The 19,878-nt window shown below is 61.3% G+C and carries 15 protein-coding genes; 10 read left to right on the plus strand and 5 right to left on the minus strand.

All coding sequences use genetic code 11. The annotated features are described in order from the left end of the window. Positions 1-41: 41 nt before the first annotated feature. Entirely contained in the window at positions 42-389 is a 348-nt protein-coding gene (locus tag ISP17_RS02780; protein WP_404629992.1) for a helix-turn-helix domain-containing protein, read from the minus strand. 296 nt (positions 390-685) lie between these two features. Between ISP17_RS02780 and ISP17_RS02785 the strand changes: the two genes are divergently transcribed. The 7 genes from ISP17_RS02785 (at position 686) to ISP17_RS02815 (ending at position 12,971) form a co-directional block, all read left to right on the plus strand. Then, positions 686-1,243 carry a DUF4339 domain-containing protein gene (locus ISP17_RS02785; protein ID WP_404629993.1) on the plus strand — a complete coding sequence of 186 codons (558 nt, stop codon included), beginning with the start codon at positions 686-688 and terminating at the stop codon, positions 1,241-1,243. 120 nt (positions 1,244-1,363) lie between these two features. Continuing rightward, positions 1,364-1,786 carry a hypothetical protein gene (locus tag ISP17_RS02790; protein WP_404629994.1) on the plus strand — a complete coding sequence of 141 codons (423 nt, stop codon included), beginning with the start codon at positions 1,364-1,366 and terminating at the stop codon, positions 1,784-1,786. A 208-nt stretch (positions 1,787-1,994) separates the two neighbouring features. Further along, positions 1,995-2,900, plus strand: a complete 906-nt coding sequence (locus ISP17_RS02795) for a recombination directionality factor (protein ID WP_404629995.1) — start codon at positions 1,995-1,997, stop codon at positions 2,898-2,900. A 596-nt stretch (positions 2,901-3,496) separates the two neighbouring features. After that, the gene (locus ISP17_RS02800) at positions 3,497-8,425 is read left to right on the plus strand and encodes a DEAD/DEAH box helicase (protein ID WP_404629996.1); all 4,929 of its coding nucleotides are present in this window, start codon (positions 3,497-3,499) and stop codon (positions 8,423-8,425) included. A 35-nt stretch (positions 8,426-8,460) separates the two neighbouring features. Further along, positions 8,461-10,536, plus strand: coding sequence for a DUF262 domain-containing protein (locus ISP17_RS02805; protein ID WP_404629997.1), 2,076 nt, complete (start codon positions 8,461-8,463; stop codon positions 10,534-10,536). A gap of 292 nt (positions 10,537-10,828) precedes the next feature. Continuing rightward, entirely contained in the window at positions 10,829-11,569 is a 741-nt protein-coding gene (locus ISP17_RS02810; protein ID WP_404629998.1) for a MobA/MobL family protein, read from the plus strand. A 287-nt stretch (positions 11,570-11,856) separates the two neighbouring features. Then, positions 11,857-12,971 (plus strand): IS3 family transposase gene (locus ISP17_RS02815; protein ID WP_404629999.1). Its coding sequence is split into 2 segments (ribosomal slippage): positions 11,857-12,109 and positions 12,109-12,971, totalling 1,116 coding nucleotides; the frame shifts between segments, so codons are not numbered across the junction. A gap of 76 nt (positions 12,972-13,047) precedes the next feature. Here the strand turns inward: ISP17_RS02815 and ISP17_RS02820 are convergent. The 4 genes from ISP17_RS02820 to ISP17_RS02835 all read right to left on the minus strand — a co-directional run bounded on the left by ISP17_RS02820 (position 13,048) and on the right by ISP17_RS02835 (position 16,962). Beyond that, entirely contained in the window at positions 13,048-14,496 is a 1,449-nt protein-coding gene (locus ISP17_RS02820; RefSeq protein WP_404630000.1) for a YfjI family protein, read from the minus strand. Then, positions 14,493-14,798 carry a hypothetical protein gene (locus ISP17_RS02825; protein ID WP_404630001.1) on the minus strand — a complete coding sequence of 102 codons (306 nt, stop codon included), beginning with the start codon at positions 14,796-14,798 and terminating at the stop codon, positions 14,493-14,495. Before ISP17_RS02825 ends, ISP17_RS02820 begins: the two co-directional genes overlap by 4 nt. A gap of 13 nt (positions 14,799-14,811) precedes the next feature. Further along, positions 14,812-15,168, minus strand: coding sequence for a helix-turn-helix transcriptional regulator (locus ISP17_RS02830; RefSeq protein WP_404630002.1), 357 nt, complete (start codon positions 15,166-15,168; stop codon positions 14,812-14,814). Positions 15,169-15,366: 198 nt separating this feature from the next. Beyond that, the gene (locus ISP17_RS02835) at positions 15,367-16,962 is read right to left on the minus strand and encodes a hypothetical protein (protein ID WP_404630003.1); all 1,596 of its coding nucleotides are present in this window, start codon (positions 16,960-16,962) and stop codon (positions 15,367-15,369) included. Between the two features lie 407 nt (positions 16,963-17,369). Here ISP17_RS02835 and ISP17_RS02840 point away from each other — a divergent pair, with 407 nt between their 5' ends. The 3 genes from ISP17_RS02840 to trpC all read left to right on the plus strand — a co-directional run bounded on the left by ISP17_RS02840 (position 17,370) and on the right by trpC (position 19,876). Then, complete coding sequence (locus tag ISP17_RS02840) at positions 17,370-17,969, plus strand: anthranilate synthase component II (RefSeq protein WP_404630004.1); 600 nt, start codon at positions 17,370-17,372, stop codon at positions 17,967-17,969. After that, positions 17,966-19,015: an anthranilate phosphoribosyltransferase gene (gene trpD / locus ISP17_RS02845; RefSeq protein ID WP_404630005.1), complete on the plus strand. Its 1,050-nt coding sequence runs from the start codon at positions 17,966-17,968 to the stop codon at positions 19,013-19,015. The genes ISP17_RS02840 and trpD overlap by 4 nt, the downstream gene beginning before the upstream one ends. 66 nt (positions 19,016-19,081) lie before the next feature. After that, positions 19,082-19,876 (plus strand): indole-3-glycerol phosphate synthase TrpC, encoded by a 795-nt coding sequence (gene trpC / locus ISP17_RS02850; RefSeq protein ID WP_404630006.1) that lies wholly within the window; start codon positions 19,082-19,084, stop codon positions 19,874-19,876. Positions 19,877-19,878 lie beyond the last annotated feature (2 nt).

The raw sequence follows: 19,878 nt of genomic DNA on the forward strand, positions 1-19,878 counted from the left end.
GATATCCCAAAGACAGGGGCGCACATGCGCTCCTGCTTCCTTCAGGGGGATTTGGTGCCCTTGCTATCGCGCTTTTCGGCCATCTGCTTGGCCAGTGCCAGCAGCTTGGCGCGGTCTCCGCTGGAAAGCTTGGCGAAGGTGAGGAGCAACTCGGCCTGATCGTCTTTCTCGGCGAAGAGATAGGCGAGCGGCACACCAAGCGCCTCTGCCAGTGCGGCCGCCGTGTCCATATCCGCGCGATTGACGCCCTGCTCGTACCGGTTGATGCGGACGCTTCCGTTGCTCTTGCTCTCCGACACCAGGCCTCCAAGCGCGCGCTGGGACAGGCCACGCATGTCGCGTGCGGCCTTCAGGCGTGTCGCAAAGATGGATGCAATGGGCTTGGACAAGAGGCGACAGGGCTTGGTCTAACAGCCCTCAGCATTGCGCAAGCCTGTACCGTGCGACAGACTATACTGAAGCAGTATATATCACACGACGAACAGGCCCCTCGCGGCCTGAAGCAGCCAGGGGGGCACGCCTTGCGTCGCACACACGAACGGCATGTCGCCGTGGCAGCTGATTGTCTGTCGCTGACTATTTCATCCCTTTCCAAGGGCCATGGCCACGCCATGGCTCCTTTTCTCGTGCGTCCGACAACGGGCGCTTCTCAGTGTCACCCATACCCCACGCCAAAGGAGTGCAGATGGACGCATCAAACACCGAGTCGGTGAGCTGGTTCTACGAAACAGACGGGCAACGCAAGGGACCGATCACCGAAGAAGGCATGCTCGCCTTGATCAAGCAGGGCACCGTGACTTACGGCACGCTCGTCTGGAAAGCGGGCTTCCCTGAGTGGCTGAAGGCTGAAGACAGTGAACTTCGTAGTCACCTGGAGCGCGTCGCGCCACCGCCGATCACGGGCAAGCACATCGGCAATGGCGTCGTGTGGACACTCGCGTTCGCGCCCCTTATCGGCTACATCCTCGAAAGCGCCTTCGCCTACGCGATCAACAGCAGCGACAGCGCGGCCGATGCCGCCATGAGCGATTCGAAGTACTGGTTCATCACGCTGGCACTGAATATCGGCCTGTCGTATTTCGACGAAGGCCGACTCAACCGTGCCGGCTACGACACCGGCAAATTCAAGGCCATGGCCTGGCTCGTGCCGGTATACCTGTACAAGCGCGCCAAGGCGCTGAATCAGAGCCTCGGCTACTTCATCGTCTGGATGGTCTGCTTCGTCCTCACGATGATCGCCTGACGGTCCCCTCACGATGCGCGGCCCGCGCATCCGCTTCTCTTCGTTCCTGATGCCGGACCAAGCACCACCCCATGACGCCTGCGCGCATGGGTCTAACCCACTGTGACATGGAGCATGACAATGGCTGAGTTTTTCACCGGACTGAGCACGATCCTGACGATCGTTGGCTGGTTCTTTTTCGGGTTCGGTATCGCCAACCGGATCCGCCTGCGCAAGAAGAAGATCACCCCCACCAAGCGCCAGCTATGGCAATGGTGGTTCCTGATGGTCGGCGCATGGGTGCTGGGCGGGATCTGCCTGCTGATTGGCAACCACATGGCCACCCGCCAAGCCCAAGCCGCCAACCCGGCCGTTGCCGAGCAGAGTTTGGCGGACTTCGAAGCCACCCTCAGCAAACCCTCCACCACCGATACGGACCAGTGCGTCGACCACTGGGTTGATGCCTACCGCAAGGACGCCGGCGAGGATGCCGTGGTTACCCAGGACCAGCTCGACGAATGGACGGGTTGGTGCAAGGAAGGCAAGCAAGCTCCGGGCTTTTGAAACCCAGCCGTCAGGCTGTCACCAGCGTCAATTAACCCAAGAGCCCGGCGTGCCGGGCTCTTGGCGTTTCTGCGTCCTGAAAAACCTGCACACAGGCGACACAAATCGGAACGTCTCCACCGAGCGTTCCCAAAGCACGGGAGTAACGGCCGTGCGCGTGCCCGCGTTGCACCACTTTCATTTCCCAAAACCCACGAGGAGAACACCCATGCTCAAGGGCTTGGCCATTACCCCGCCCGCCATCGGGCGCATATCCATCGGCCGCGTGGTCGAACGCAACGGTAAGCGCCTGCCGGAGAAAGACGACCAGTTCACCTTGACCACCCAGGTACAGAGCCGCGATGGATGGGTGCTGCACCCGCTGGACGACGAGTTGCGCAAGGCCGCTGGCGGCAAGCTGCGTTCCATAGCGGTGCGGATGTTGTTCAACGACCCGACGCTCAACTTGCGTGCCGACTACTCGCTGTTCGACCGCAGCAAGGGGCGCCCGGTATGCGTGGGCAACGGCGAGAGCTGCCGGCGGCGCGGTAAGGACGGGATCGAGCAATTGCCGTGCCCGGGGGCGGACAACTGCGCCTTCGGCCAGGGCGAATGCAAGGCTTACGCGCGCCTCCATGTGCTGGTCGGGGATGGGGAGGGGGATGCGCTGGGCGGCTTCGTGCTTCGCACCACCTCGTACAACACCATCCGCACGCTCGCGGCGCGTCTGGAGTACTTCCACGCCGTGTCCGGTGGGCTCCTGACCTGCATGCCCCTGGAGCTCAAGCTGCGCGGCAAGTCCACCACGATGAGCTACGGAACGCCGATCTACTACGTCGACCTGATTGTGCGGACCGGGCTGACACTCGAGCAGGCCATCGAGCAGGCGAGGACCCTGGACGAGCGGCGTCGCTCTGGAGGCTTCAAGCAGGAGGCACTGGACAGTGCGGCCCACAAGGGCTTCTCCAATGGTGCGTTCGAGGAGCTGGAGGAGGATGTGTCGGCAGTGGTGGAGGAGTTCTTTCCGGAAGCCGCAGAAGCGACACCGCCGCAGCTGGTGCCAAACGACTTACGGGGGCGCCTGGACGCGAAAATAAAGCAGGCAGCAGTGAAAGGGGAGCACATGCCATGTTGAAGGTGATTGGTGGGTTGACTGTCTATGGCTTTGCCTTGTTCGGCCTAGGCGTGTACCTGATCCGCTCCCATGGGGCGGGCGCCAGTGAGCACTAAAGGGGAGGGGGCTTCGGCCCCCTCCATGGCCTGAGCAGCCTTTTTTTTTCGCTGATTGCGGATTCCGGTAACGGTTTGACCATCGCTCCGGCAACGCCTGATCATCCTGATCAAGGCACCGAGTTGCGGGATTCGATCATCTTCTGCGCGCCGCCGTCATCAACAGTGGAGGCCATCGGCCGAAACCGGGTCGGGAGCCGTCCCGTCGCTGACACGAGCTAGAGCACCTGGCGGCGGCTTGCCAGCAACACTCGGTGAGCACCAGCGGAGTGCCCAGCACTCGTCGGAATCGATGTTCAACCTACCGTAATCCACACGTTGACCCTCGGGCACGGCCATGCGGCTGCCTGAGGGGCACGGTAGCCCCTCGCCGTATGCGTCGGGCGCGCCTAAAATCAACCGGACAAGGGGGAGTCGTCGCTGTTTCGCGCTGAGCACTTCCGCGGTCGCGGAAGCAGTCGCTGCGGATGTCCCTCACATGGCCCGCATCAGGAAAGACTCGTGACCGCTCTTGCCCAACTGTTGGATACCTACCGCCACGCTGCTGTCACCGAGCGAGAGAAGGGCACGTATTTCGAGGAGCTGATCCTCACCTATCTGCGGAACGAGGCGAGCTACCGCGACCTCTACAGTCAGGTGTGGAGCTATGCCGATTGGGCCAAAGCCCAGGGTTTGGACGCCCGCGACACTGGCATCGACCTGGTCGCCCAGGCCGCCGGCACCGGCGAAATCCATGCGATCCAGTGCAAGCTCTACGACGCTAGCTACAAGTTGCAAAAAAAGGACATCGACAGCTTTTTCACCGCGTCCGGCAAAAAGCCCTTCACCCATCGGGTGATTGTCTGCACCACCAACCACTGGAGCGAGCACGCAGAGGAGGCGCTGCGCGATCAACAGCCTCCAGTCAGCAAGATCGACCTGCACGACCTGGAAAACAGCCAGATTGACTGGGCCAAGTATCAGGCCAAGGCACCGCCCGCGCTCAAGCCCAAGAAGACCCTGCGCGAGCACCAGCAAAGCGCGCTGAAGGCCGTGCGCGAGGGCCTGGCCAAGGCAGACCGCGGCAAGATGATCATGGCCTGCGGCACCGGCAAGACCTTCACCAGTCTAAAGGTGGCCGAGGCCATCGCCGGCGAAGGTGGGCGCGTGCTGTTCCTGGTGCCCAGCCTGTCGCTGCTGTCGCAGACCCTCACCGAGTGGACGCAGGAAAGCGCCATCCCGCTGCACAGCTTCGCCGTGTGCTCCGATAGCGACGTGGGCAAGAAGCGTAAGAAGGAAGACGACGCGGTCCAGACGTTCACCCACGAACTGCGCTACCCCGCCACCACCGAGCCGGCACGCTTGGCCGCCGAAATGGCCAAGCGCCATGACGCCCAGCACATGAGCGTGGTGTTCTCCACCTACCACTCCATCGACGTCATCAGCCAAGCCCAGCACGACCACGGCCTGGCCGACTTCGACCTCATCGTCTGTGACGAGGCCCACCGCACCACCGGTGTCACCTTTGCCGACGATGACGAAAGCGCCTTCGTGCGCGTACACGACGCCGACTACATCCGCGCCGCCAAACGCCTCTACATGACCGCCACCCCGCGCATCTACGCGGACAGCGCCAAGGCCACCGCCGAGCGCGACAGCGTGGCGCTGTGCTCTATGGACGACGAGGCGCTGTACGGCAAACAGCTCTACCTGATTACCTTTTCCGAGGCCGTCGAACGCGAGCTGCTGGTGGACTACAAAGTCATCGTGCTGGCCGTGGAAGAGAGCCACGTCAATCGCCGCCTGCAGAAACTGCTGGCCAGCGAAGACAACCAGCTCAAGGTAGACGACGCCTCCAAAATCGTCGGCTGCTGGAAGGCACTGGCCAAGCAAGGCATGACCGACGACCTGGTGGGTGACGACGGCCCCATGCGCAAGGCCGTGGCGTTCTGTCAGGTGATCGAGGTGTCCAAGGGTGCCAAGACCCACAAGGTCAGCTCCAAGAACATCGCCAACATGTTCCAAGCCGTGGTCGAGGCCTACCAAGAAGCCGAGGATATCGAGCCGGCCGCGCGCCTCACCTGCGAAGCCGAGCACGTCGACGGCGGCATGAACGCCAGCGAGAAAGAGGCCAAGCTGGACTGGCTCAAGGCCGACGCTCCAGAGGCCACCTGCCGTGTGCTGTCCAACGTGCGCTGTCTGTCCGAGGGCGTGGACGTGCCCGCGCTGGACGCCGTGCTGTTTCTCACCCCGCGCAATTCACAGGTGGACGTGGTGCAGTCCGTGGGCCGCGTCATGCGCAAGGCCGACGGCAAGAAACGCGGTTACGTGATCCTGCCGGTGGTGATCCCGGCTGGCGTGGAGCCACACGACGCGCTCAACGACAACAAGACCTACAACGTGGTGTGGCAGGTGCTGCAGGCCCTGCGCTCGCACGACGACCGCTTCGATGCGATGGTCAACAAGCTGGACCTGATCGGCAAAGACCCGCGCAAGATGGAAGTCGTAGCTATCACCGACAAGGTGCAGCGCAAGCCGGCCCACGCCAAGGCCGGCACCAGCAATGGCAAAGCCGGCCGCGGGCAGTTCGGCATCGGCGAGGCCGCCCCGCAATATGGCGAGAAAGGCACCGCGCCTCTGCCCTTTGAAATCGGCGAGATCGAGCGCGCCATCTACGCCAAGGTGGTGCAGAAGTGCGGCAACCGCCACCACTGGGAAGACTGGGCTAACGACATTGCCCGTATCGCCCGCACCCATATCGACCGCATCACCGCGATCATTGAGGACACCGGCCACGCCAAGGAGCGCAAGGCCTTTGAGGAGTTTGCCGAGGAGCTTCGCGATGACCTCAACGACAGCATCAGCGATGGCGAAATCATCGAGATGCTGGCCCAGCACCTGATCACTAAACCGGTATTCGACGCGCTGTTTGCCGGCTACAGCTTCGCCCAGCACAACCCCATGAGTCAGGCCATGCAAGGCGTGCTGGACGCCCTGCAGGAGCACCGCCTGGACAAGGAGGCCGACACGCTGGAGCGCTTCTATGCCAGCGTCCGCCAGCGCGCCGAAGGCATCGACAACGCCGTCGGCAAGCAAAAAATCGTGGTGGAGCTGTACGACAAGTTTTTCCGCAACGCCTTCCCCCGAATGACCGAGCGGTTGGGCATTGTCTATACCCCGGTCGAGGTGGTGGACTTCATCCTGCACAGCGTGGCCCACTTGCTCCAGACCGAGTTCGGCCAGACGCTGGGCAGCAAGGGCGTGCACATCATCGATCCCTTCACTGGTACCGGCACCTTCATCACTCGCCTGCTGGAAAGCGGGCTGATCACCCCCGAGCAGTTGCCGCAGAAGTACCGCCACGAAATCCACGCCAACGAAATCGTGCTGCTGGCCTACTACATCGCCGCCATCAATATCGAGGCGGTCTATCACAGCATCGTGGGTGGCGACTATCAGCCATTCGAGGGTATCTGCCTTACCGACACCTTCCAGATGTATGAAAAGGACGACCTGGTGGACGCCCTGCTGGCGGACAACAGCGCGCGCCGTAAGCGGCAAAAGAACCTGGATATCCGGGTAATCATCGGCAACCCGCCGTATTCCGCGGGGCAGAACAGTGCCAACGACAACAACCAAAATGTTGCCTATCCCCACCTGGATGAACGCATCCGCAGCACGTACGCCGCCCGCTCCAAAGCCACCCTGAAAAATGCTCTATACGACAGCTACATCCGCGCCATCCGCTGGGCTTCTGACCGTGTGGGTGACAGCGGCGTGATCGGCTTCGTGACCAATGCGGGCTGGCTGGACGCCAACACCGCAGACGGCCTGCGCAAGACGTTGGCCGAGGAATTTTCCAGCATCTACGTGTTCCATCTGCGAGGGAATCAGCGCACATCCGGTGAGCTTTCCCGCAAGGAAGGCGGCAAGATTTTCGGCAGCGGCAGCCGCGCCCCCATCGCTATCTCGCTGCTGGTCAAGAACCCCACAGCCACCGAGCACGGCCGCATCTATTTCCACGACATCGGCGACTACCTGAGCCGCGAGGAAAAGCTGGAAAAAATCACTGCCTACAGGAGCGTGACCGGTATCTCCGAAGTGGAGCAATGGACGACCATCGAGCCAGACGCCCACGGCGACTGGCTAAGCCAGCGCGACCAAGGTTTTGCAGAATTCATCTCGCTTGGTGACAAGAAGGGCGACGGCCCGCGCCTCTTCGAAAACTATTCAAATGGAGTGAAAACCAATCGCGACGCATGGGCGTACAACGCAAGCAAAACCGCCGTGTTGGCCAACATGGATCGGATGATTGCGTTCTACAATGACGAGGTTGATCGATTTAGCTCCAGCAATTTTTCTCACTTGAGCGGCAGTGAGCGCGAGGACGCCGTCAACGCATTTATCGATACCGACGCCAAAAAAATCAGCTGGGACTATGCCCAGAAAATAGGCGTCGCGCGTGGCCGAAAAGCGAATTCCAGTAGCGCCGCAGTTCGGCAGAGTCTGTATCGACCTTTCACTAAGCAGTGGCTTTACTTCGATCATTTTTTCAACAACCGCTTATACCAAATGCCTCGTATCTTCCCGGACGCGCAGGCAAAGAACCGCGTCATTTGGGTCGTTGGAATTGGGGCTACTGTGGATTTCGCTTGTTTCATCAGCGATAGCCTGCCCGACCTCCAGGGGCCCGCTAAGGTGCAGTGTTTTCCGCTCTATTTGTACGACGGCGATGCAGACACGGGTGGCGGTGACGCCGCAACTACGGACATGTTCGCCGCGCATTCGGTAGCAACCCACGAGCCTCGGCACCGAGACGCGCTTACCGATGAGGGGCTTGCGCATTTCCTCGCTGCCTATCGAAGCGAGGCCATCAGCAAGGAAGACGTTTTCTACTACGTCTACGGCCTGCTGCACTCGCCCGACTACCGCGCCCGCTTCGCCGACAACCTCGCTAAGGAGCTGCCGCGCATCCCTTGCGTAAAGGCCTCCACTGACTTCTGGGCATTCTCCCGCGCCGGCCGCGCGCTCGCCGAGCTGCATCTGGGCTACGAAACCGTCGCCCCCTACCCGGTGAAGGTCGACACCGGCGGCAAGCGCCTCACCGACGCTGGCTACCGCGTCGAGAAAATGCGCTACGGCAAGAAGGGCAAGGAAAAAGACCTCACCACCCTGCACTACAACGACATCATCACCCTAACCGGCATCCCGCTGGAAGCCTACGACTACGTGGTCAACGGCAAGCCTGCGCTGGACTGGGTAGTGGAACGCCAGTGCGTGAAGACCGACAAGGCCAGCGGCATCGTCAACGACGCCAACGACTGGGCCATCGAAACCATGGGAAACCCCAAGTACCCCCTGGAGCTGTTCCAGCGCGTGATCACCGTCAGCCTGGAAACCCTCAAGATCGTGAAGGCGCTGCCCGCGCTTGATATTCGTGAAGGCGGCTGAGACAGACACCCGAAGTACACCAGCAAGGATTTGCGATGCAACCCAACAAAACGACCGTGATTGGGCTGTTCAACGCTCAGTTCCAGTACCAGATTCCCATCTTCCAGCGCGGCTATGTCTGGACGCTCGAAAAGCAGGTTGGTCCGTTGTGGTTGGACATCCAAGACCGCGCCGAGGAGCTCACTGCGCGGAGAGCGCTGGAAGCTGGCGGAACCAGTACCGTGAGCATGCAGCCATTCCAGAAGCATTTCCTAGGGTCGATCGTCATGGCTCCGGTCCGACATACGTTCGGCCGTGTTCCTGCCTACGAGGTCATCGATGGCCAGCAGCGCTCCACGACCTTGCAACTGCTGCTTCTGGCCTTTCGGCATGCCGCGTTGAAGCTCGATCAAAGTCCCATCCCGCAGATGCTCGCGGGCCTGACGCGAAACATGGGGCCCTACAGCCAGCCGGAAGATCACTACAAGGTGTGGCCAACTCAGGCGGGGCAGGACGAGATCCGGCGGCTGAGTGACGAGCAGCTCACGGTTGAGGCGTTGTGCAGTGCCTATCCGGCACGAGAGGGTCGCCGAAAGATCGAACGCCCCTTGATGGTGCAGACCTTCCTTTATCTCTGCCACGCCTGCCTGGCATACATGCGGGGCATGGATCTGAGCGATGCGGTCGATCCGGCGCACGACCGCACGCACAGTGACGCGCTTGTTGCAGAGATACGAAGCCACAACGAGGTGCCTCCGTTAGGCACCGAACGGCCTTTGGATGCCGGGCGGGCGGAAACGTTGTTCATGGTGCTTTCGGAGCACATTCAGATAATGACGCTCGCGCTGGAGGCCGAGGACGACCCACAGGTCATTTTCGAGACGCTGAATGCCCGTGGCGAACCGCTGCTGGCGTCCGATCTGGTGCGCAACTTTGTGTTTCTTGAAGCCGCGCGAAGCCAGAGGCCCGTGCAAGAGCTCTACCAGAAGTTCTGGAGCTCGTTCGACTTGGATGCCGGCCCCAAGGGTGTGTCCGCGAACCGCTATTGGCGGGAGCGGGAGCGCCAGGGGCGCTTGACGTACCCGCGCATCGATCTCTTTTTCTTCAACTACACGATCCTGCGAAGCGAGGAGGTCACACTTGCCAGTCATGTTTTCCAAGCGTTCAAGGCGTGGTGGCAGGAAGGCCCGCGTGATCTGGAAAGGGAACTGGCACGCATCGTGGCGTCGAGTCACCATTTCAAGCAGCTGATTTCACCGGAAGGAACCGGCTACCTGGCCGAGTTCGCCCGCCTTGTTCGTTCGCTGGACGTCGGAACGGTCACCCCTGTGTACCTGGCGCTGCGGGAGCGCTTGGCAGATGACAGCGAGGAACTCAAGCAAGCGCTGGGTGATCTGGCCTCCTATTTGACACGGCGCGCCGTGTGCGGGTTGACCACGAAGGGTTACAACCGGTTCTTCCTACGTGTGCTCCATGCCGTGACCCAAGCCGCTCAAGCACCTCACATTGCTCTACGTAATGCGCTGTTGAGTGCGAGCGCACCGAGCGAGGTCTGGCCTGAGGATGAAGCATTCAAGGAAAAGTGGCTCCATCGTCCGGTGTACACCGAGCTGAAGCCGGGCAAGACCTGCGCCGTCTTGCGCGCACTGGAGTACGCCGCCAGGGGCAAGCTGCAGGGCAGCAACCACGTTCCTGTCCAGGCTGACCTCACCGTTGAGCACGTAATGCCTCAGAGCTGGGAAAAGCTCCCGTACTGGCAGACCCCAGACATGACCGATGAGCAGCGATCGCTGCGCGGAACCGCGATCCACTGCTTCGGAAACCTGACGGTGTTGACGCAACCGTTGAACAGCTCCGTCAGCAATGGCCCATTTCCGGACCCCGAGGTTCCGGTCGAGGGTGAGAAGCTGGGGAAGCGGTCCAGGCTAGGCCAGAGCGCGTTGCTGCTCAATACCTACTTCCAGAGGGCGGAATTGAGTGTCTGGAACGAGGGTGCCATGAAGACACGAGCCATGGCGCTCTTCGATGCGGCGCTGCTGGTGTGGAAGAGGCCCGCCGACGTGTCGGTCCAGCCGGCTACGGTTGCGCAAGCGCTCTACGGACATCGGTTGGAGCGTGCCGTTGAAGCATGACCGGCATGCTGCCTTCATGAGTGCTCCTCGTACGAGGGCGCGTGCTATGTCAGCAGCAAAAAGTAAATTTTTACCCACTGTGCACTACGTATATGAAGGGCGGTACCAGTTACATCGTTTCAAGAAGAGGCGGTTGAGTGAATCCAAGCCATCCGTATAGGGGGGAATTGGGGATGCGCACTTACCGTTTCTCCTAGAACACGTCCGTGTAGGCTGAAAGCCACCCTTCAAAAGCGACCGACGAGATCCCTCGTCGGTTTTTTTTGCACAGAAAAGAAAGGGTAGTGCACAGATGGCTAGTTATCACTTTGAGATCAACAGCGGCAAGAAGGGCTCGGTGCTCGAGCATGCGAGATACATCACGCGGGAAGGCAAGTTCAGTGACTACGAAGATCTGGTCGACACCGGATACGGCAACTTGCCGCGGTGGGCAGGGGGCGACCCGATCGAGTTCTGGCGGGCGGCCGAAAAGTACGAACGCGAGAATGGGTCGGTCTATCGCGAATACGAAATCGCGCTTCCCGTTGAGCTGGATCGGGAGCAACAACAGGAACTCGCGAGACGCACGGTGAAGCGCGTCGTCGGCCCGAAACCCTACCTCTACGCAATCCATGAGCCCGTGGGGAAACTCGGCGGAATGAACAATCCGCACATGCACTTGATGTTCTCCGACAGGCTGCCGGATGGCATCGATCGATCTCCGCAGCAGACCTTTGCCCGTCACAACCCCCAGCATCCAGAACGGGGCGGCTGCAAGAAGGACAGTGGTGGAAAGAACCGCATGGAGCTGCGAGATGCGGCACGTGCTCAGCGTAGGCTCATCGCCGAGATCCAGAACGAAATGCTCGCGGAGGTAGGCGCAAGCGCGCGGGTCGATCACCGAAGCTACAAGGAACGGGGCATTGCGGTGATGCCTGAGCGGCACCTGGGTGCCGCGCGAGTTAAGCACATGTCCGAGAAGGAACGGCACGAGTATGTTGCCGGCCGAAACGGCAGAGCTGAAGCCAAAAGCGGTCAGGCGGGCCGTCTTTGAGGCTGTCTGCAGGGCAGTAGGGCAGACGGTTCACGGGCTGGGCTCTTGCGCCGGCGAGGCTTAAGGCCGCCCCAGGGCTGATGTAAGCGCTTGGTTGGTGCCGCGCTTCTTCACCAGGGGGTACGGGTTGATCTGCCTCTCGGCACGGGTAATCGATTCACGCGATTCGGTCGCGTGAATCGCAGCTTTTTCGGGATCCGCCGCACCAGGGAATCCGTAAGCTCCCCCGCTAGGCAGACATCTCGAAAGTAGAACTTTCTGGCATCGTTCCCGAGCCAGGAGGTTCCATGAAGAAGTCGAAGTTCACCGAGACGCAGATCGTCTCGATCCTCAAGCAGGCCGACGCCGGGGTGCCCATCAAGGACATCTGTCGGCAGGCCGGCATCAGCGTGCCGACCTACTACCAGTGGAAGAGCAAGTACGGCGGCATGGAGGCTTCCGACCTCAAGCGCGTCAAGGAGCTGGAGGCCGAGAATGCCCGGCTGAAGCGGATGTATGCCGAGCTGGCGCTGGACAACGCGGCGATGAAGGACCTGATCGCAAAAAAACTGTAGGACCGGCGAGCAAGCGCGAGGCAGTGCGGTACCTGGTCGAGGTGCACGCGCGGCCGCTACGCCGGTCCTGCGAGTGCGTCGGACTGTCACGTGCCGCGTACTACCGCCCGCCGCTGGATTGGACGGTGCGCGATGCCGAGCTCATCGCTGCGTTGGCCCGTCTGGTCGAGGATCGGCCGAGCCGTGGCTTCTGGAAGTGCTGTGCCCAGCTGCGCAAGGCGCGGCCGGACTGGAACCCCAAACGGATCTATCGGGTGTACAAGGCCATGAAGCTCAACCTCCGGCGAGCCGCCCGACGCCGCCTGCCCAAGCGTGAGCGCGTAGCGCTGTACGTGCCGCGGCTGCCCGATACGGTGTGGTCGATCGATTTCATGAGCGACGCACTGGCCTGCGGTCGTCGTTTCCGCACGTTCAACGTGGTCGACGACTTCAACCGCGAGGCGCTGCACATCGAGGTCGACACGTCGATCACCTCGGCGCGGCTGGTGCGCATCTTCGAACAGATCAAACGCGACCACGGCTTGCCGCAAGTGCTGCGCTCGGACAATGGGCCGGAGTTCCTGGGCGAGGCATTTACCCAATGGGCCAAGACCAGCGGCGTGGCCATCCAGTACATCCAGCCCGGCAAGCCCAACCAGAATGCCTACATCGAACGCTTCAACCGCACCTTCCGAGAGGAGGTGCTCGACCAACACCTGTTCGCCCGACTGGAGGATGTGCGTGAAGCCGCTTACTGGTGGATGCTCGACTACAACGAGCAACGCCCCCACGAATCACTCGGCGACCTGACACCCGCCGAATACCGTCAACAAGCCGCCAGCGGTTCTACTTTTGAAGTGTCTGCTTGACGGGGGAGCTTACGAATCCGCCAACGGTCTCCGGGGTCAGGCCGGCCGAACGACCGGCCTGCCCCCGAGCTTTCTGCTAGAACGAGAAGAAGTTGTTGAAGAACTGCCCGTTGAGGTTCACGTAGGAGCGTCCGCGACGGTCGCGGTTGGTCCAAACCGCGCCGTTGGCCACCAGGATGTCCAAGGCAGGATCCAGGCGGCGTTTGACGCGCAGGGCCACCGGGCCGAAGCGAAGGATGTCGTTCCGACGTACCGAAGCGAACCCCTTCTGCCAGACCTGGGTGTGGAAGTGACGTGCGAGAATATTTGCGTCACCGTGTGCGATCGACGTGTCCGACGTTTCGCTGAAGATGCGCTGAAACTCATCCACGTGCCATCCGACAATAACGATGGCACGCTCCAGCGTATCCAACGAGATTGCACCTTCCTGCTCGGAAAAGTAGTGCAGGATTGCAGCGACCCTACCGACCATCTCGCTAGCCTTCGAGACAACATCGTTGATGTCGTGGTATGCACCTTCAGGCCGGATGAGCGGCTCGGCGTCGTTGACCAACTTGATCCAGCGCGTGGTGGCGTCTTCCGTGAACGTCAGGATGGTCTGGTCGATCGAGCCGGCTGCGAGCGCTTGATCGTATTCATCAAGCAACTCCCCAACTCGCTCATGGAACCTTGTCAGGTTGTCCCATGAAGGCTCTGCCGCGGACAGGAAGCGTTTGCCTTGCGTAGATGCGGGCCAGCCCACCAGGAACCGCGCGAGGAGACCGGTGCCACGCGCCTGCTCACCATGGCGCGCCATGTGCTGGCGAAATGCGGACGGTTGAGCCATCAGGCTGATCGTGACTCGCGGATTGCGCGCAACCACGCTCTTGCCGTCAGCCCGATCGAGCGTGAGTGTCGAGCCGTCCCAGGCAGAGTTGAGCCATCCAAGCTGCTTCATCGCTCCGCTGCGCAAAAGGATGTCGCCCTCAGCACTCATCCATGCAATGGACTCTCCGTTACCGTTAATTGCATCAGCGAACGCGCGCCCGGTCAGGTCCTGATGCACCATCTTCCGCATGCGAGGGCGGGCCGGTTTGATCTTGCGGTGTTCCGCCAGTTCCATGGTCACCTCATCCGTCGGCTTCCCCTTGCGGATCAGGGCGGAGCGCTTCTGTTGCAGCACCTGGGCGACGTCATCCCACATCGCCAGATCCCGTTCGTATTGTTCCATCGCGAGATCGTGCGCGGCTTGGCGACGCGCGACGAAGTCGTACAAGGCCCTTGCAACAAGATCATCCAGGGCGCTCTTGCGTTCACCGGACTCGGCGATTGCGAAGATGTTGAGCGACACCGGACGGACCTGCCCGGTGGGCAATTTGAACTTGATCCGCCCCTGGCAGGCAGCAGACATCACGGCCAAGAGCGACATGGCGATGAGCGCGTCAGGCGCCTGCAGGTGCCAGCTCAGCTCGCGCGCGGTCTCACGAACGAGGACCGGAAACTTGTCCAGCGGATATGCCGGAGGCCCGAAGTTGAAGTAGTTCATGCTGCACCTCCCTGTTCGCCGGCTTCGCTTACCTGAGGGGAAGATTTCCGGCGGCGGTCGGCTTCCGCCTGCAGCAGCCGCTTAAAGGTCGCCGACGACAGCTTGAGGCCTGCTTCGGCAAGAGCCTCGCGGATGTCCTTCAGTGACACGCCACGTTCAATGGCGTGAAGGATCTCTTCGTAATGTTCGGCGAACTTCGCCTGGTTGCTGGTGCGCTTCTTCGGTTGAAGCGCTGCCAGCCTGGCAGCGAGAGAGTTGCTGCCGGTGTAGCTTGCGTCGTGCGTTTTGGTTTCTGCGTACATTGTTTTGGTCTCCTCAGTGGTGGCTAGTGGAAGTGGGAGTGGCGCGTGCCTCAAGCCAAGCCACAACTTCGTGACGCCACCAGCGCGGGGACTTCCCAATGTAGAAGGGGAGAGGCCACGTACAATCGTACGCAGCGCATTTCTTGTTCATGCGCGCATAGATCTGACTACGGCTTTCGCCAGTGAGCTCCTTCACATCCGGAAGTCGAAGGGCCTTCTTGGGCTCGGACCGCCCAAGCTGGCTGCTGACTTCCAGGAGGAGTCGACGGATCTCCATCAACGTCACGTTATCGCGCGGGCTGGGAGCCCCCTCGGGTGACGTCTTCATACTGCGTGAGGCTCGAGCCTCATGGGGGATTGCGGTGGACATGGAACTTCCTTCGGTCAATGGGCAGGCCGGATTGCTTGCCCGGCGGCGATTTGACGAAGGAAGGGGTCCGTCGAGGAGAGGTTCCTCTTTTAACGGTACGTATCAAGGGCTTATAGGTATGTCCAAGCCACTGAACGTAACGGGTAGTGCGCGCGGCGGCTGCGATCGGTTCGGCAGCACGCGTGCCCTGCGTGGCCATCACAACCTGGAAGTGCTCGATGCCTCGTAGACGCGATGAAGGCACGCTTCGATATGATCGTTGAAACGTTGGAGTTCGTCTACAACATGACCGATGTCGCTAGATGCCGTGCAGGCGAGCAGCATGTTGCTTAACGCGAGCCGTAACGAAACCTTCCGCGAGTTGATGGCTGTTGCTCCCACGAGCGAGTCGTGCATCCATTGGAGTCGAAGGTCCCATATCTGAAGGATGGCCTCCGGCACAGCCCAGTCCGTGCGGCGCTCATGCAGATGCAAGCCTTCTTCGAGTGGCGTCATGAGGCTGCTGCCCTGGGTCTTTCGGCCAGGCCAGTAGATGTCGTATTTCGTTCGCTCCACGTGGCGTTGATGGAGAACTGCACATATCGCTGAGATGCCTAGCAACAAGGTAAAAGGCTTATCCTCGTTTATGTCACCACTAGGAGTCAGGCTAAAGAACAAGCGCAGCCTAAGTAACTCGTGCGCGGGCCCGATGGCATTGCAATAACTCTGGGACTCCACGGGGAACCCGATGGTCTTCTGGGTGATTGGCAATATGTCCGCCATGTAGTCCTGAAAAAAATCGGGGAACTGCCGAAGCTTAATGGCGAACTCCGCAATAGTACCGCCTTCTGGTGCCTTGAACCGCGCGGCGAGCTTGGTTCTGAATGCTTGAATTTCATGAGGCACCGGCGCCACTTGAGCACGCGGAGTGGTAGTCGCGATGATTCGTTCGATTTCCTTGAAAAAATGTACGCACTCATACCTGCAGAGGTAAACATAGAGCGCTTCGTCTAGGGGTGCTTCCCTTTTCGGCGCCCGTGGCACGAATTCTTTTAATGAAGCGGTAAAAAGGTCGAGTGCTCCTTCCGTTTCGTGCGAGGCCGAAAAATCGGTCGTGATCTGGGCTTCGAGTGACCTTTGAGTGGCACCGCAGCGACGGATGAAATGGTAAAAAAACGCATCTATTTCATGGGTTCTGGCTTCATCCATTTCGATGGTGAGGTAGGACTTTAGGTCAGAGAGCAAGTAGGTGTTCTGCTCGTTCTTCGTGATTGGAAAGGCGTCCCTAATTTCTAGGGACACTTTCTCAGGTGGCTCCTTGGTTAGAAAATCAATAAGACGCGGTTCGCGTTGTCTGACTAGAACAAGTAGCAGTTTGAGGACCTTCAGTGCCTTAAGCTTGTCTTGCTTAACATAAAATTCGAAAGTGTTCCCAGTGGTATCTACTACCATCCTCTTAATGTTCTCGAACGCTTCTTCCGGGTCGAGCAACCATCCATGTTGGTCTTTGAGCTCATCGGTAAGGCGGGAGTAGGTGATATCGTTCAGCGCCACGTTATCGTGGTTTCCAAGGTCAAAAATACCCGGAAAGATAGCCTTCGATCGCTCGGTTGGAAGATCACTCAAAATAGCGCGCAAAAGCGTCGCGCCGTTCGGGCCAAAAAAGGAAAGGCGATCGTTGCGAGCTTTCGCGTATTCCTTGCCAAAGATAAACCTCCTAGAGTATGGATTTACGTCCTGCTCAGCTTCTGTAAGGGCGTATTTTTCGCTCTTCAGATGTTCGGGGATGATTAATTCAAGAAGATGCCTGTCCATGATGTTTCCGCATATCGCTGTGGTTGTGCCGTGGGTAACATGTACCTACGGACGGCTGATCCTGCTTACCGAATAGCCCGCAACCGGATGCGCTGGCTCCGGAGTACTTCGCACGAAAATGCATTTTGGCGCAAAAGGGCTCGGTGGCGAGGCCTTGCTGCCTTGTGTGTCGGCGATCCCTTTTCCTCTTTTCCTGGAGCGAGTGCACACATGCGACTGTCAGCGCATGGTGCCCTTAGGTGCAACAACCTGCCGCCGCGAACGGACAAGGGATGCATGTAAGAATGGAGTCGTGGCCGCTATAGAGGCGCCGCCCATTGCAGTGAAGCAAAAGGCGGGTACGCAAGCGGGTACCGAAGTTCATCACCGGCCGCTATGGCTAGTTATTACAGAGAGTTACACCGCGTATGCTTCTGATGATCGACAACTACGACAGCTTCACCTTCAACCTCGTGCAGTACCTGGGCGAGCTGGGGCAGGAGGTGAGGGTGGTGCGCAACGATGCGCTCGATGTCGCCGGAGTGCGTGCGCTGAAGCCTTCGCACATCATGATTTCGCCCGGGCCGGGCACGCCGGACGACGCCGGCGTGTCGCTGGCGATCCTGCGCGAGATGGCCGGCGAGCTGCCGATCTTCGGCGTGTGCCTGGGCCACCAGGCAATCGGCCAGGCCTTCGGAGGCAAGGTGATCCGCGCCAAGCAGATCATGCACGGCAAGACCTCACCGATACGCCACCGCGGGCAGGGCGTGTTCGCCGGGTTACCCGATCCGTTCGAAGCCACGCGCTACCACTCGCTGGTGGTCGAGCAGGCCTCGCTGCCGGACTGCCTGGAAGTCACCGCCTGGACCGAGCATCCCGATGGCTCGATCGACGAGATCATGGGCCTGCGCCACCGGACCCTGCCGGTGGAGGGCGTGCAGTTCCACCCCGAGTCCATCCTTACCCAGCACGGCCACGCGATGCTGGCGAATTTCCTCGGCCTGCCGGCGCGGAAGCTCGCCGCATGATGTCGCGCGAGCTGCACATCACGCCGCAGGAGGCCCTGCAGCGCACGATCGAGCACCGCGAGATCTTCCACGACGAGATGATCGCGCTGATGCGCCAGATCATGCGCGGCGAGGTGAGCCCCCTCATGACCGCGGCGATCATCACGGGCCTGCGCGTGAAGAAGGAAACCATCGGCGAGATCACCGGCGCGGCGCGCGTCATGCGCGAGCTGTCGGCCAGGGTGGAGGCGCCGCCGCACGACCACTTCGTCGACATCGTCGGCACCGGCGGTGATGGTGCGTCCAGCTTCAACATCTCCACCGCCTCGATGTTCGTGGCCGCGGCGGCCGGCGCCCGCGTGGCCAAGCACGGCGGGCGTAGCGTGTCGTCCAAGTCCGGCAGCGCGGACGTGCTGGAGGCGCTGGGCGCCTCGATCGACCTGAAGCCCGCGCAGGTCTCTGCCTGCATGGCCGAGACCGAGATCGGCTTCATGTTCGCGCCGAATCATCATCCGGCGATGAAGGTGGTCGCGCCGGTGCGCAAGGAAATGGGCGTGCGCACCCTGTTCAACATTCTCGGGCCGCTGACCAACCCGGCCGATGCGCCGAATATCCTGATGGGCGTGTTCCACCCCGACCTGGTCGGCATCCAGGTCCGTGTGCTGCAGCAGCTGGGCGCGAAGCACGCGATGGTGGTGTGGGGCCGCGACGGCATGGACGAGATTTCGCTGGGCGCGGCGACCCTGGTCGGCGAGCTGCGCCACGGCCAGGTGCGCGAATACGAGATCGAGCCGGAGGATTTCGGCCTCGCCATGGCCTCCAGCCGCAACCTGCGGGTGGAGAGCGTGGCCGAATCGCGCGCGATGCTGGAAGAGGCGCTGCATGGCAAGCACGGCGTGGCGCACGACATCGTCTGCCTGAATGCCGGCGCGGCGCTGTATACCGCCGACGTGGTGGACAGCATCGACGACGGCATCACGCTGGCGCGCGCCACCATCGCCAGCGGCGCCGCCCGTGCCAAACTGCAGCAGTTCGTTTCCACCACCCGACGCCTCGCCGGCATCTGACGCCCCGCCCGGGCGCGGTGCCCTGTCTTACCGCCGCTCCCGCGGCGCCCCAACGACACCACGATCATGGCCGATATCCTGCAACGCATCCTCGTCCGCAAGACGGAAGAAATCGCCGAACGCAGCGCCAGGGTTTCGCTCGACGAGCTGGCCGCGCGCGTGGCCGACATGCCGCCCACGCGCGGCTTCGCCGCGGCGCTGGAGGCGAAGATCGACGCCGGCCTGCCCGCGGTGATCGCCGAGGTGAAGAAGGCCAGCCCCAGCAAGGGCGTGATCCGCGCGGATTTCGATCCGGGCGCGATCGCCCGCAGCTACGAGGCGGCCGGCGCGGCCTGCCTCTCGGTGCTGACCGACAAGGACTTCTTCCAGGGCAGCGAGGAGTTCCTGCGCCAGGCGCGCGAGGCCTGCTCGCTGCCGATCCTGCGCAAGGACTTCGTGATCGATCCCTACCAGGTGTACGAGGCGCGCGCGATCGGCGCGGACTGCATCCTGCTGATCGTCGCCGCGCTAGGCGATGCCGAGCTGATGAACCTCGCGCTGCTGGCTGCCGAGCTGGATCTGGACGTGCTGTGCGAGGTGCACGATGCCGAGGAGCTCGAACGCGCCCAGGCGCTGCCGGTGCCGATGATCGGCGTCAACAACCGCAACCTGCGCACCTTCGAGACCACGCTGGAGACCACGCTGGAACTGCAGCCGCTGGTCGAGTACGACCGCATCCTGGTGGCCGAGTCGGGCATCCACACGCCCGAGCACGTGCGCGAGCTGCGCGAGGCGGGCGTGCACGCCTTCCTGGTGGGCGAGGCGTTCATGCGGGCGGTCGATCCGGGCACCGAGCTCAAGCGCCTGTTCGAAGCGGACTGAGC

The sequence above is a fragment of the Dyella ginsengisoli genome (assembly GCF_044904665.1).
Taxonomy (GTDB): Bacteria; Pseudomonadota; Gammaproteobacteria; order Xanthomonadales; family Rhodanobacteraceae; genus Dyella_A; species Dyella_A ginsengisoli.

Bases quoted from the DNA above. Each gene is read 5' to 3' on its own strand.
- ISP17_RS02785 (WP_404629993.1), top strand. From the start codon at position 686: ATGGACGCATCAAACACCGAGTCGGTGAGCTGGTTCTACGAAACAGAC.
- ISP17_RS02790 (WP_404629994.1), top strand. From the start codon at position 1,364: ATGGCTGAGTTTTTCACCGGACTGAGCACGATCCTGACGATCGTTGGC.
- ISP17_RS02795 (WP_404629995.1), top strand. From the start codon at position 1,995: ATGCTCAAGGGCTTGGCCATTACCCCGCCCGCCATCGGGCGCATATCC.
- ISP17_RS02805 (WP_404629997.1), top strand. From the start codon at position 8,461: ATGCAACCCAACAAAACGACCGTGATTGGGCTGTTCAACGCTCAGTTC.
- ISP17_RS02810 (WP_404629998.1), top strand. From the start codon at position 10,829: ATGGCTAGTTATCACTTTGAGATCAACAGCGGCAAGAAGGGCTCGGTG.
- ISP17_RS02820 (WP_404630000.1), bottom strand. From the start codon at position 14,496: ATGAACTACTTCAACTTCGGGCCTCCGGCATATCCGCTGGACAAGTTT.
- ISP17_RS02825 (WP_404630001.1), bottom strand. From the start codon at position 14,798: ATGTACGCAGAAACCAAAACGCACGACGCAAGCTACACCGGCAGCAAC.
- ISP17_RS02830 (WP_404630002.1), bottom strand. From the start codon at position 15,168: ATGTCCACCGCAATCCCCCATGAGGCTCGAGCCTCACGCAGTATGAAG.
- ISP17_RS02835 (WP_404630003.1), bottom strand. From the start codon at position 16,962: ATGGACAGGCATCTTCTTGAATTAATCATCCCCGAACATCTGAAGAGC.
- ISP17_RS02840 (WP_404630004.1), top strand. From the start codon at position 17,370: ATGCTTCTGATGATCGACAACTACGACAGCTTCACCTTCAACCTCGTG.
- trpD (WP_404630005.1), top strand. From the start codon at position 17,966: ATGATGTCGCGCGAGCTGCACATCACGCCGCAGGAGGCCCTGCAGCGC.
- trpC (WP_404630006.1), top strand. From the start codon at position 19,082: ATGGCCGATATCCTGCAACGCATCCTCGTCCGCAAGACGGAAGAAATC.